Here is a 13,036-nt window from a genome sequence, read left to right on the forward strand (position 1 = left end):
AAAGCGTCTAAAACATTTATGTCTTAGACGCTTAAATATGATTACAATTATTTAGCTAATACACCAGTTTCTTCTAAATAGGCTTCATAAGAAATCTCTTTTGAAACTGCACCAGCAGGATTTAAATCAATAACACGGTTCGCGATTGTGTTAATAAATTCAAAATCATATGACGTAAAGATGATTGAACCTTTGAAGTTCTTTAATCCATCATTTACCGCAGTAATACTTTCTAAATCTAAATGGTTTGTCGGTTCGTCTAACAATAGCACGTTTGCACTTGATAGCATCATTTTACTTAGCATACAACGTACTTTTTCTCCACCTGAAAGCACACTTGCTTTTTTCTTAACTTCTTCACCACTAAATAGCATACGTCCTAAGAAGCCACGTAAGAATGTTTCAGTTTGTTCGTCTTCCGGTGCATACTGACGTAACCAATCTACTAGATTCATGTCTACACCTTCAAAGTAGTCAGAGTTATCTTTAGGGAAGTAACTACGTGAAGTTGTGACACCCCATCTTACTGAACCTTCATCTGGTTCCATCTCACCAGCTAAGATTTTCAATAATGTTGATTTAGCAAATTCACTATCTCCAATTAATACAGCTTTATCATTAGGATCCATTGTAAATGAAATATTGTCTAGAACTTTAACACCATCAATTGTTTTTGAAAGGTTTTCTACAAACAATAAGTCATTCCCAATTTCACGTTCTGGAGTGAATTTAACAAATGGGTAACGACGCGATGAAGGTTGAATATCATCGAGTTCGATTTTTTCAAGTTGTTTCTTACGACTTGTTGCTTGTTTTGATTTTGAAGCATTTGCAGAGAAACGCGCAACGAAATCTTGTAATTCTTTGATTTTTTCTTCTTTTTTCTTATTTTGATCTTGTGCCATTTTCATTGCTAATTCACTAGATTGATACCAAAAATCATAGTTACCAACGTAAACTTTAATTTTCCCATAATCTAAATCGGCAATGTGAGTACATACGTTATTTAAAAAGTGTCTGTCATGAGAAACTACAATAACTGTATTTTCAAAATTAATTAAGAAATCTTCTAACCAACTAATTGCAGGGATATCTAAACCATTGGTAGGCTCATCTAGTAGCAATACGTCTGGTTTACCAAAAAGACTTTGAGCCAATAAGACTTTAACTTTTTGATTATTTTCTAATTCTGACATTGTTTTATCTTGTAAATCTGCTTTTATACCAAGACCAGATAGTAGGGAACCAGCATCTGCTTCTGCATTCCATCCATCCATTTCTGCAAATTCGCCTTCTAATTCTGCTGCTCTAATACCATCTTCATCGCTGAAATCAGGTTTCATATAGATCTCATCTTTTTCTTTCATAACAGCATACAAACGTTCGTGACCTTTAATAACAACATCTATAACACGTTCATCTTCAAATGCAAAATGATCTTGTTTTAATACTGCTAAACGTTCATTTTTCCCCATTGAAACATGACCAGTTTGTGCATCTAATTCTCCAGATAAAATTTTCAAGAACGTTGATTTACCTGCACCATTTGCACCTATCAAACCATAGCAATTGCCATCTGTAAATTTAATATTTACATCTTCAAATAGCTTACGATCGCCAAATCGTAAACTTACATCAGTAACTTGTAACATGCATTTACTCCTTTTCGTTAATCTACCGCACAAATTATAACACACTTATCTTGCACTTTCGACCTTTCGCGCTAGACTAATGCTTGTTTTCCTATAGCATGTTATAATATAGAAGAATAAATTTTATGAACGAAGGAGAAAAGTATGGCCCAAGATGAAAAAGATATTGTAGGTTCAATAGAATTCCTTGAAGTTGTAGGTTTAGAAGGTTCCACTTACAAATTAAAAGGACCCAATGGTGAAGAAGTTAAATTAAACCAATCTGAAATTAATGATGAAGATGAACTACAAATAGGTGAAGAATATAGCTTTTTTGTATATCCTAATAGATCAGGTGCATTATTCGCTACTCAAAATATGCCTGACATTACTACGAATAAATATGATTTTGTAAAAGTTTTAAAAACTGATAGAGATGGTGCACACGTAGATGTTGGGTTACCACGAGAAGTACTGATTCCTTGGGAAGATCTTCCGAAAGTTAAAGATGTTTGGCCAGTACAAGGTGATGAACTATTTGTTACTTTACGTATCGACAGAGATAACAACATGTTTGCTCGATTAGCGACAGAAACAATCGTTGAACAAATGTATACACCTGTGTTCGATGACGAGAAGCAAAACCAAGTGATAGAAGCAAGACCTTATCGTTTACTAAGAATTGGCAGTTTCTTACTATCTAAATATGGTTATAAAATATTCGTTCATGAAACAGAACGTAAAGAAGAACCTCGATTAGGTGAAAATGTTAGCGTTCGTATCATTGGTCATAATGAAAAAGGGGAACTAAATGGCTCATTCTTACCCTTAGCACATGAGCGATTAGATGATGATGGCCAACATATATTTGACTTATTAGTTGAATATGATGGGGAGTTACCTTTTTCAGACAAATCTAGTCCAGAAGCAATCAAAGAAATATTTAATATGAGTAAAGGCTCATTCAAGAGAGCAATAGGCCATCTTTATAAAAATAAAATTATCACGATTGAAAGTGGTAAAATTGCCTTAACCCAAAAAGGTTGGGGAAGAATCGAAAAATAGTTTCTTCTATTATAAAGCAGTGAACGATTGAATTAATGATATTTAAATCACACTTCATTATTTAAGCACTTTATTACAATTGCTATTCATTGATTCAGTAAAACATCATACAGTAATCAATATTAAAACCTAAAAATACTACTTTTTTGTAGTTATTTTTAGGTTTTTTTGTATTTTAATATTACAAATTCAAAACTTCTGTAATATTAAAAGAGGAGTAGAACGTTGATTTAAAGCGATTTTTGAACCAAAGTGATCACCTCACATTACAAATATAAATATTGTAAACAACAACAATAATTCCTTAACAAAACATTTACATTATCTATATTTGTATTTAATAAAAGGTGTGTAGTATAGAGAATGTAAGAAATACATATAACTTTTGGGTTATTCACTTATTAGGAGGATGTTTCAATGAAAAAATGGCAATTATTTGGTACTACAGCAATCGGTGCTTCACTTTTATTAGGTGCTTGTGGCGGCGGAGGTAACGCTGATTCAGGTAAAGGCGAAGGAGAAGTTAAAGGCGATGGCTCATCAACAGTAGGTCCAATCATTGAAAAACTTAACGAAAAATTTGCTAAAGATAATAAAGATGTAACAGTATCATCAGGTACTTCAGGTACAGGTGGGGGATTTGAAAAATTCATCTCAGGTAGCACTGATTTTTCAAATGCATCTAGACCAATAAAAGATGAAGAAAAGAAAAAATTGGATGACAAAGGTATTAAATACGATGAATTCAAAATTGCTCAAGACGGTGTAACAATCACAGTCAATAAAGATAATGATTTCGTTGACGAACTTACTAAAGAACAACTTAAAGAAATTTACTCAGGTAAAGCTAAAACTTGGAAAGATGTAAATCCAAAATGGCCATCTAAAGAGATCAAAGCTTACTCACCTGACCAATCACATGGTACTTACGATTTCTTCACTGAAGAAGTTATGGACAAAGGGGATATCAAAGCAGAGAAAAATGCTGATACAAATGTAATTGTACAATCTGTTCAAAAAAATGAACAAGGTATTGGTTACTTCGGTTATAACTTCTATGAACAAAATAAAGATAAATTAAAAGAAGTTAAAGTTAAAGATGATTCAGGTAAAACAACTGAACCAACTAAGAAAACTATCCAAGATGGTTCATATGCATTGAGTAGACCATTGTATATCTACACTAACGAGAAAAAATTAAAAGATAACAAAGGATTCCAAGACTTCATGAAATTTGTTCTTGAAGACAAAGGTAAATCAGCTGAAGATGCAGGATTTGTTGCATTACCTAAGAAAGACTACACAGAACAACAATCTAAATTAGATGACATCATTGGTAAAGATAGTAAAAAAGACGACGACAAAGACAGTAAATAATTATAGTAAGATCGTTTAGGGTTGGGATTCTGGAATGGGGCAAAGTTAGATTCGTACGCTACTTTGTCATTTTTCCAGACCCAACTTTTTTAAATAATTGGGAGTTTACAAGAAGGAAGGAATTCACATGGCGAATAATAATCTCTCCGTAAGTGAAATGATTGAAAAAAACAACGCTAAAAAGAATGGTACAAGCGATAAAATTGCACCGATCATTTTAGGAATCATTGCAGTTTTTTCTATTTTAGCAACTATCGGAATTATCGTGACACTTTTAACTGAAACAATTACATTCTTTACACGAGTTTCATTTGCAGACTTTTTCCTAACAATGGACTGGAATCCATTTTCATCAACACCTAAATATGGTATTTGGGCATTGATTCTAGGTACATTGAAAATTACAGTTATCGCGACTATTGTAGCTGTACCAATTGGTTTAGGTGCTGCACTTTACTTAAGTGAATATGCTTCAAGTAGAGCAAGAAGCATTATCAAACCTATACTAGAAATCTTATCAGGTATTCCAACAATTGTATTTGGTTTCTTTGCACTTACATTCGTAACGCCTATACTACGTTCTGTCTTTCCAGAACTAGGTAGTTTCAACTCTATCAGTCCCGGAATTGTAGTAGGTGTCATGATTATACCTTTAATTTCAAGTATGAGTGAGGATGCTATGTCATCTGTACCAAATAAAATGCGCGAGGGTGCTTTAGGCTTAGGCGCTACTAAATTTGAAGTTGCAACTAAGGTTGTTTTACCTGCTGCAACATCAGGTATCATGGCTTCAATTGTATTAGCAATTTCTCGTGCAATCGGTGAAACGATGATTGTATCATTAGCTGCAGGTAGTACACCGTCTGCATCATTAGATTTAACAGGATCTATTCAAACAATGACTGGTTATATCGTGCAAGTAGCAACAGGTGATGCGACATTCGGTTCAGATATTTATTACAGTATTTATGCAGTAGGTTTTACATTATTCTTATTCACATTAATTATGAACTTAATTTCACATTGGATTACGAAACGTTTCAGAGAGGAGTATTAAAATGGCTGAAGTTAACAACAATAGTAAAGCACTTGTCGATCAAAACACCGTTGAAAAGAAACTCTCTGGGAGATTGTCGATAAATAAACTTAATAAGTGGGCATTCTTTGCATGTACAATGATCGGCTTACTCGTCTTAGCGGCATTAATTATTGATACTTTAATTAAAGGTGTTGGACATTTAACTCCTTCATTCTTTACGAGCTTCTCATCTTCAACACCATCAATGGCCGGCATCAAAGGCGCCTTGATTGGTACTGTATGGTTGATGATTACAATTATTCCTATTTCTATTATTTTAGGCGTAGGTACAGCAATTTATTTGGAAGAATATGCAAAAGATAATGCATTCACAAGTTTCATAAAAGTAAGTATCTCGAATTTAGCTGGTGTACCATCAGTCGTATTCGGTTTACTAGGCTTAACAATTTTTGTAAGAGGTATGGGTATCGAATCATTAGCACTAGGTAATTCCATATTAGCTGCCGCACTCACGATGTCACTGCTTATCTTACCAGTAATTATTGTTGCGAGTCAGGAAGCAATCAGAGCAGTACCTAATTCAGTAAGAGAAGCATCATATGGATTAGGCGGTAATAAATGGCAAACAATACGCCGTGTAGTCTTACCAGCTGCAATCCCTGGTATTTTAACTGGATTTATCTTGGCACTATCACGTGCGTTAGGTGAAACGGCACCTTTGATTCTAATTGGTATCCCGACAGTATTATTACAATTACCATCAAGTATCTTTGATCAGTTCCAAGCTTTACCAATGGCTATATACAACTGGGCGAAATTACCACAAGCAGAATTCCAAAACGTCGCTTCAGCAGGCATTATCGTATTGCTCGTCATCTTATTATTGATGAACGCAATTGCTATTTTCTTAAGAAACAAATACAGTAAAAAATTCTAATCGTACTCAAATATAAAGTGTATTTAACCAAGGCTAGTCTACTGGGAATATACTATGGATATTAAATCTATAGTCTGGCTAGCCTTATATAAAAAAGGAGTTTTAATTATGGCTAATAAACAAATAATTGATAAAAATGATGACTTACAAGCACATACAGATCGCAATGATAAACCTATTGCAACAATTGAATCGAATCATAAAGAGAACAAAATTCCAGATAGTGAAAAGAAAATTGTCTATTCTACAAAAAATTTAGACTTATGGTATGGCGAGAATCACGCACTTAAAAATATTAACCTAGACATTCTAGAAAATAATGTCACTGCTATTATAGGACCATCAGGTTGTGGTAAATCAACATATATCAAGGCTTTAAATCGTATGGTAGAACTTGTACCATCTGTTAAAACTGCAGGTAAAATTTTATATCGTGATAAAAATATTTTTGACGACAAACATTCAGTAGAAAAATTAAGAACAAATGTAGGTATGGTATTCCAACAACCAAATCCATTCCCTAAATCAATTTACGATAATATTACGTATGGTCCAAAAATCCATGGCATTAAAAACAAAAAAGTTTTAGATGAAATTGTTGAAAAATCTTTACGTGGCGCTGCAATTTGGGATGAGTTAAAAGACCGCTTAGATACAAATGCCTATAGCTTATCAGGTGGTCAACAACAACGTGTATGTATTGCACGTACATTAGCAATTGAACCAGATGTTATTTTAATGGATGAGCCAACATCTGCATTAGATCCAATTTCAACATTAAAAGTTGAAGAATTAGTACAAGAATTAAAAGAAAAATATTCAATTATTATCGTTACACATAACATGCAACAAGCAGCACGTGTATCAGATAAAACAGCATTCTTCCTTAACGGCTATGTAAACGAATACGATGATACAGATAAAATCTTCTCTAATCCTTCTGATAAACAAACTGAAGATTATATCTCAGGTCGTTTCGGTTGATTAATCTATGGCTATAATCAGACAAAAATACGAAGGCCAACTCGATGATTTAATGAAAGATCTGCGTCGGCTTGGTCTTCATGTATATCATAATATTGAATTTGCATTAATGTCGTTAAGTGAAGAAGATAGAAACTATGCAAGAGAATCTATTGCAAAAGATAAAAATATTAATGAACTTGAAACTGAAATTAATGAAAAAGTTATTATGCTGATTACTAAACAGCAACCAATTGCTACTGATTTAAGATTGATGATGGCAGCATTAAAAATTGCTTCTGATTTTGAACGTATAGGAGATAACGCTGCTAATATTGCTGAAATTAGATTAAGAGCAAAGATTATAGATAAATATGTGCTAACAAGGCTCAACACAATGGGTAAATTAGCATTGTTAATGTTAAAAGATTTAAATGATGCGGTTAGAAACAATGATATCACACTTATTAAAGAAATCATTGAACGCGATAAGGATATTGATGATCTATATAAAAATATTGTTAACACTACCTATCTCATTGATAATGATCCTTTTGTTGCCGGACAAGCGCATCTAGCAGCACGTCATTTAGAACGCATCGGAGATCACATTACGAATATTGCTGAAAATATATATTTCTTTATTACTGGTAATCGTTACGAATCTTACAATAAATAACAAAGAAAAGCGCAGTGAGTGTGAAATTGATTTTCTACTCACTGCGCTTTTCTTTTATTGTTCTGCTTCAATTTCGTCTGTCAGCATTTCTAATTCGTCAACAAGCTTGCCAATATAACCAATGGTTGATTTCAATGGCGCATCTGTTCGAATATCAATACCTGCAATGTCAGCTAATTCAACTGGTGATTTACTGCCACCAGCTTTTAATGTTTCTAACCATGCATCGACGGCAGGTTGACCTTCAGTTTGAATACGTTGTGACATAACTGTACCAATAGTTAATCCTGCAGAATAAGTATAAGAATATAACCCCATATAATAGTGTGGTTGTCTCATCCAAGTCAATTCTGTACCTTCAGTTAATTTCACACTATCTCCAAAAAACTGACTATAAACATCTAACATAATTTGATTTAACACAGGTGCTGTTAACGACTCACCATTGTCGACTTTTGTGTAAACTTCTCTTTGATAAGCTGCTTCTAGTAAATGTGTAACCATATTATGATAATACGTTCTAGAAATAATTGAACCAATTACCCAACGTTTAAACTTCGGATCATCACTATTTTTAAATAAATAGTTAGACATCAACATCTCATTCATTGTAGAAGGTGCTTCAACAAAATACATTGACGCTTCTGATTCCAAATAATTTTGGTGTTTTTGCGCTAATGTAAAATGGCCAGCATGACCCAACTCATGCGCTAAGACAAATGTTTCAGTCATTTTACCTGTCCAAGAAATAAATACATAAGAATGAGAAGCATAAGGACTTGCACAATAAGCGCCTGTATCTTTACCTTTGTTTTGTGCAAAATCAATCCATCTTTCTTCATATGCAGCTTCGACCATCTTCAAATAATCTTGTCCAAGTACATCTAATGCACCATAGATATATTGTTTTGAGTCCTCTATAGAAATCTCTGGTTCATAATTTGGATCAATAGATACTTTTAAATCTTCAAAGCCCATAACATCAAGACCGTGCACGCGTTTGATTAACTTAGCATAATTTTGCATAATAGGCGCTAAATCACTCATAATTACATCAATTTGTCGATCAAACATATCACGTGTAACTTCTTGGTCTTGTAATAAGTAATCAATAACCGACTCGTAGCCCCTTAAATCAGCTTCAATTTTTTCTTGTTGAACTTGTAAATTATAAGTTGCTGCTGTTGTATGCTGATATTTACGTAGCGCATCACTAAAATATTTAAAGCTTGTTTCTCTAAAACCTCTATCCGGATTATCTTCATATTCATTTTCAAATGTTGCATAATCTAAAGGATAATTTTGATTATTGTGCTCAAATGATTCAAAGTCAATATCTAGCATTTTAGTTGTTCCATATAAATCAAAAGCACCGTCAAAAGTAGGGGATAAACTAGCTAAAACTTTTTCAACTTCTGGAGATAATTTATATGCTTTTTTAGCTTTAATTTTTGTTAAAAAATGTGGATATTGTGATGTTTTAATTAATTCATCTAATGTCGTATCTGAAAGTTCGATAATCTCTGAAACAACAAATGATAATTCACTTGCTATCTTTCCACAGGAAGTTGAAAATTTACCGCTCAATGTTTGTGCTTGTTCATTAGCCGTATCGACACTTAAATTCAATTCGGCATAATTTGCCATTCTATCCAATTGAATTAATATATCAGAATATGCATTGAGTGCAACTTCAATCATTTCAGCATGATTCAAACGTTCTGTATATTGTTTATTAAATGCTTTGGCTGCTTCTAAAGTTTCATCTAACACTTGATAAAATGCTTCATCAGAACTAAATAATTCAGTAATATCCCAAGTTTCGTCTTTAGGGACATCACTTCTAAACGGTAATGTTCCAGTCATTTAATCACTCCTTCACGTAATTTAGGTTTCATATTGATTATACATGAAAGACGATAACAAAGCACAATTGCAAGTTTAATTATCATTGAAGCAGGGAAGATAATTAGATGAAATGTAATGTATGGAATCTTTTGTCTTTAAAACAAAAGATTACTACATACTACTATAGTCCGAATAAGATTGTGGTAAATTGTAGTATAATCTTAATCATTAAGTTAAAATTATAAACAAAAGATATGTAAGGAGTGCAACACATGACAATATTTGATATGCCTAATTATTTATGGATTTCAGTAGTTGCTGTGATATTAGTAACTATTTTCTGTAATCTAGCTTTAAATAAATGGTTTGTCCCAGCTGTATTAACAATCGTCGTATTAGGAATAGCTGCTTTCTTGATTCCTAATTTTGAAGATATTACATATGAACCATTATTAGGATTTGCGGCATTTATGGCTGTAATCAGTTTAATTATTAGTTTCTTAATTTGGTATTTCACACGCAATTGGAGACGAAGCCGTCGCGAGAAAAAAGCGAAAAAAGAAATTCGTAAACGTGGCGGTATTCCTAAAGATGAAATTGAGAACTATCGAGAAAAAAGATAGATATAATAAAAGCCATTGTAGTGGGTTACATTACAATGCCTTTTATTATTGCCACTAAATAGGTTAGTGGGGAAGATTATTTAAATGCTTTCTGTATTTGTTCAAGTTGGTCGATGGTTAATTTGATACCACCTTCACCGAAAAACCAACTGTTTGCTTCAAATAATGTAACGCCATTATTTTTAATTGCCTTTGAATTTTTTATAACATCATTCTGTAACGCTTGCGGCATACTTTCACTTTTTACATTTCCATGTTTAGTTCGATCAATAACAAATAATTTGTCTGGATTCATTTCATTTAAATATTCATTTGAAATAAGTATACCACTTGAGTTCGGTTTCATTTTTTTATCAGCATGTTTAATGCCTAAATCTTCATTTAAAAAACCACCGAATCTACCAGTAGCACCATAGGTTTTTATACCTTTATCATCTACATTTAGAAATAATACAGATTCATTTTCAATTCTTTTTTTAGTTTCAGCAACCTTATCATCCAGTTCTGTAATTAATGCCTTTGTTTCTTTTTGTTTTTCAAAAATTTTACCTATATTTTCAGTATTTTTCTTAATTGAAGCTATGTAATCATCGTTTTGAGGACTAATAAAAACAATTTTAGCATTTGGTACAGCTTTTTTCATTTCTTCTAAAGTTTTAGTATGTGCTTGCCTGAAAGAAGCAACAACAACATCTGGTTTAGATTTTGCTAATTCATCGTAATTAGGTTGACCGGGGTTGCCAATATTGTTGTATTGGCTGCTTTTAAATGCTTTTAGGCTGTCTGGTAAAAATGAAGCACCTTGGCCCTTAGCAATAGCAACGATATGGTCTTGCAATTTTAATTGTTGCATCACATCTAACACACCGTAATCCATTACTGCAACGCGTTTAGGATTAACCGGAACCTCTACAACTTCATGCTTAATTTCGCCTTTATTATGATCTTGATTTTTATCTTTAAACTCATAAGAAGTTTCAATTTTAATTGTTTCTTTAGATGCTTTATTACTTTGGGTATGACTACAAGCACCTAAAAATAAAAAGCAAAGGGCGGTTAATGCAATACATATAAACTTATTCATATACAATCTCTCCTTTAATATAAAAGTTAATTATATATTAATTGAAAATCATTATCAATTAGAGATTTTAGAAATACTAAATGATTGTGTGAAGTTCATAGCAATTTCGAATTAACATACCAATGCAATGATTAAGTCTAATGATTAAGTCTACAGGAAATAACACATATGAGGTTATCAATATACGTATAATTATCATATTAAAGAAAGTCAACGAGCAATAATGATTTAGCAAATTATAATCAAGCTAAAACAATGTGAAGCATATGTAATGTATTCATATTAGCATAGAAATTATATAGATAGTACAAGCATGTACTAAGAAAAAGGGTTCCGAAATTGGAAAATATCTCGATATACATAACTTCCTATAATATATATTATGTAAACTAAAATACAGCAAATATTTTTACTGGAAAATTATTATGCTTTCATAGCATTTAACCTTAACTTAGTAACTATAATGAATTACCTGATTTTTATACTTAATTGTTCTGTTTAATGTTACGTATAATACACATGATTTTAAATTTGATTCTCACTTAAGTTATCTATTTGTAAATCATTTCTTTGTTATAGATAATTTCAACACTTATTGTTATGACTACAAATGGCCATTTCATTTTAAGATACTTATTTGCAATCACATGAACAAGTACCCACAATATCATTTTAAAATGCTCAGAAATGCAAATCTCAGCGCCTATGTTTAACGCTTACTAAAATAATTACTAAATAAGATATCCAATCGCTATCACAATCTCAGTAATCCTTAAATAAATGGTTTTTATTAAGTTCAAACTACATTATAGGTTTACATAATATAAATATGATAATCTTAAAATCTTTTAGTGTTCCTTTTCTTTTTTTGGGTATATACTGTTTAGAGAATATTTTAGGAGTGAAATTTATGCAACGATCTTCAGGTATTAAATGGTCAAGTTTGATCATTGGTGTTATTTTCTTAGTTATTGGCGTATTTATCGTTAGTTTTCCAGAAGAAAACTTATTTGCTATAACTTGGTTAATTGGTCTTTTATTTATTATTAATGGTTTTATAGAAATTTTCATCCGTCGTATAATGAAAAAAGCGACACAAAGGGGCTCCAATTTACTGATTATACTTGGTATAATTAATATAATCATCGGTTTGTTAATCCTATTTAATGTCGTAACGAGTACAACCTTTATTATTTATTTATTTGCTATTTGGTTTATTATTAATGCTATTTTCAATATATTCACCGTAACACCAGCTGAAAAGTCGAATAAAGCTTTCCATACTTTTTCAATTTTACTAAATGTAATTGAAATTGTTTTTGGTATTATTTTATTATTCAACCCGTTAATCGCTGCGGTAATTATTGCTATATTTATGTGTATTGTATTCTTTATCATAGGTATCACATATATTATTGATGCTTTGAATTAATTTAATATAGCAAATTAAATTTTATATTTTAACTAGGGCGCTTAATAATAAAAATCAAAAACCATAAAAACCATGTTGTGATTTGTCGAATTACAACATGGTTTTTTTAACCTATTCTATTACTTACACCGAGTAAATATATACATTTTTTATATTTACTTTTTTGAATCATTATGCTATTGTTATATTGATATTATATAATTTTATGCTATAATAAAAATGTGGCTAACAACTAGAATCAACCTCATAGAATATGCCACATACTAGATTACCGTTATATTGGAAAGCCATCCTTTTATAACGAATCCTAAACAAAAGAAAGCATACTGATATACGCTTACAACCAGTATGCTTTCTT

Annotated in this window: 11 protein-coding genes; 8 read left to right on the forward strand and 3 right to left on the reverse strand. The window is 31.8% G+C overall.

Annotated elements, in window-relative coordinates; all coding sequences use genetic code 11:
- Positions 1-47: 47 nt before the first annotated feature.
- Entirely contained in the window at positions 48-1,652 is a 1,605-nt protein-coding gene (locus SSP_RS06910) for an ABC-F family ATP-binding cassette domain-containing protein (RefSeq protein ID WP_002483328.1), read from the reverse strand.
- Positions 1,653-1,796: 144 nt separating this feature from the next.
- Between SSP_RS06910 and cvfB the strand changes: the two genes are divergently transcribed.
- The 6 genes from cvfB to phoU all read left to right on the forward strand — a co-directional run bounded on the left by cvfB (position 1,797) and on the right by phoU (position 7,691).
- The gene (cvfB, locus tag SSP_RS06915) at positions 1,797-2,696 is read left to right on the forward strand and encodes an RNA-binding virulence regulatory protein CvfB (RefSeq protein WP_011303138.1); all 900 of its coding nucleotides are present in this window, start codon (positions 1,797-1,799) and stop codon (positions 2,694-2,696) included.
- 417 nt (positions 2,697-3,113) lie between these two features.
- Positions 3,114-4,073: a PstS family phosphate ABC transporter substrate-binding protein gene (locus SSP_RS06920; RefSeq protein ID WP_002483330.1), complete on the forward strand. Its 960-nt coding sequence runs from the start codon at positions 3,114-3,116 to the stop codon at positions 4,071-4,073.
- Between the two features lie 127 nt (positions 4,074-4,200).
- Positions 4,201-5,130, forward strand: coding sequence for a phosphate ABC transporter permease subunit PstC (pstC, locus tag SSP_RS06925; protein ID WP_011303139.1), 930 nt, complete (start codon positions 4,201-4,203; stop codon positions 5,128-5,130).
- A 1-nt stretch (position 5,131) separates the two neighbouring features.
- Positions 5,132-6,049: a phosphate ABC transporter permease PstA gene (gene pstA / locus SSP_RS06930; RefSeq protein WP_011303140.1), complete on the forward strand. Its 918-nt coding sequence runs from the start codon at positions 5,132-5,134 to the stop codon at positions 6,047-6,049.
- Between the two features lie 108 nt (positions 6,050-6,157).
- Entirely contained in the window at positions 6,158-7,033 is an 876-nt protein-coding gene (gene pstB, locus SSP_RS06935) for a phosphate ABC transporter ATP-binding protein PstB (RefSeq protein ID WP_011303141.1), read from the forward strand.
- A 7-nt stretch (positions 7,034-7,040) separates the two neighbouring features.
- Entirely contained in the window at positions 7,041-7,691 is a 651-nt protein-coding gene (gene phoU / locus SSP_RS06940; RefSeq protein ID WP_011303142.1) for a phosphate signaling complex protein PhoU, read from the forward strand.
- 54 nt (positions 7,692-7,745) lie between these two features.
- Here phoU and pepF read toward each other — a convergent pair whose 3' ends face one another.
- Positions 7,746-9,557 carry an oligoendopeptidase F gene (gene pepF, locus SSP_RS06945; RefSeq protein WP_011303143.1) on the reverse strand — a complete coding sequence of 604 codons (1,812 nt, stop codon included), beginning with the start codon at positions 9,555-9,557 and terminating at the stop codon, positions 7,746-7,748.
- A gap of 254 nt (positions 9,558-9,811) precedes the next feature.
- On the opposite strand from pepF, the gene SSP_RS06950 reads away from it, so the two are divergent.
- Positions 9,812-10,162, forward strand: coding sequence for a membrane protein (locus SSP_RS06950; RefSeq protein WP_011303144.1), 351 nt, complete (start codon positions 9,812-9,814; stop codon positions 10,160-10,162).
- 76 nt (positions 10,163-10,238) lie between these two features.
- Here SSP_RS06950 and SSP_RS06955 read toward each other — a convergent pair whose 3' ends face one another.
- Positions 10,239-11,246, reverse strand: a complete 1,008-nt coding sequence (locus tag SSP_RS06955) for a siderophore ABC transporter substrate-binding protein (RefSeq protein ID WP_011303145.1) — start codon at positions 11,244-11,246, stop codon at positions 10,239-10,241.
- A gap of 910 nt (positions 11,247-12,156) precedes the next feature.
- On the opposite strand from SSP_RS06955, the gene SSP_RS06960 reads away from it, so the two are divergent.
- Positions 12,157-12,678, forward strand: coding sequence for a DUF308 domain-containing protein (locus SSP_RS06960; protein ID WP_011303146.1), 522 nt, complete (start codon positions 12,157-12,159; stop codon positions 12,676-12,678).
- Positions 12,679-13,036 lie beyond the last annotated feature (358 nt).

It is taken from the genome of Staphylococcus saprophyticus subsp. saprophyticus ATCC 15305 = NCTC 7292, from assembly GCF_000010125.1.
Lineage (GTDB): Bacteria > Bacillota > Bacilli > Staphylococcales > Staphylococcaceae > Staphylococcus > Staphylococcus saprophyticus.

Coding starts and splice junctions, on each gene's coding strand:
- SSP_RS06910 (WP_002483328.1), bottom strand. CDS start 1,652: ATGTTACAAGTTACTGATGTAAGTTTACGATTTGGCGATCGTAAGCTA.
- cvfB (WP_011303138.1), top strand. CDS start 1,797: ATGGCCCAAGATGAAAAAGATATTGTAGGTTCAATAGAATTCCTTGAA.
- SSP_RS06920 (WP_002483330.1), top strand. CDS start 3,114: ATGAAAAAATGGCAATTATTTGGTACTACAGCAATCGGTGCTTCACTT.
- pstC (WP_011303139.1), top strand. CDS start 4,201: ATGGCGAATAATAATCTCTCCGTAAGTGAAATGATTGAAAAAAACAAC.
- pstA (WP_011303140.1), top strand. CDS start 5,132: ATGGCTGAAGTTAACAACAATAGTAAAGCACTTGTCGATCAAAACACC.
- pstB (WP_011303141.1), top strand. CDS start 6,158: ATGGCTAATAAACAAATAATTGATAAAAATGATGACTTACAAGCACAT.
- phoU (WP_011303142.1), top strand. CDS start 7,041: ATGGCTATAATCAGACAAAAATACGAAGGCCAACTCGATGATTTAATG.
- pepF (WP_011303143.1), bottom strand. CDS start 9,557: ATGACTGGAACATTACCGTTTAGAAGTGATGTCCCTAAAGACGAAACT.
- SSP_RS06950 (WP_011303144.1), top strand. CDS start 9,812: ATGACAATATTTGATATGCCTAATTATTTATGGATTTCAGTAGTTGCT.
- SSP_RS06955 (WP_011303145.1), bottom strand. CDS start 11,246: ATGAATAAGTTTATATGTATTGCATTAACCGCCCTTTGCTTTTTATTT.
- SSP_RS06960 (WP_011303146.1), top strand. CDS start 12,157: ATGCAACGATCTTCAGGTATTAAATGGTCAAGTTTGATCATTGGTGTT.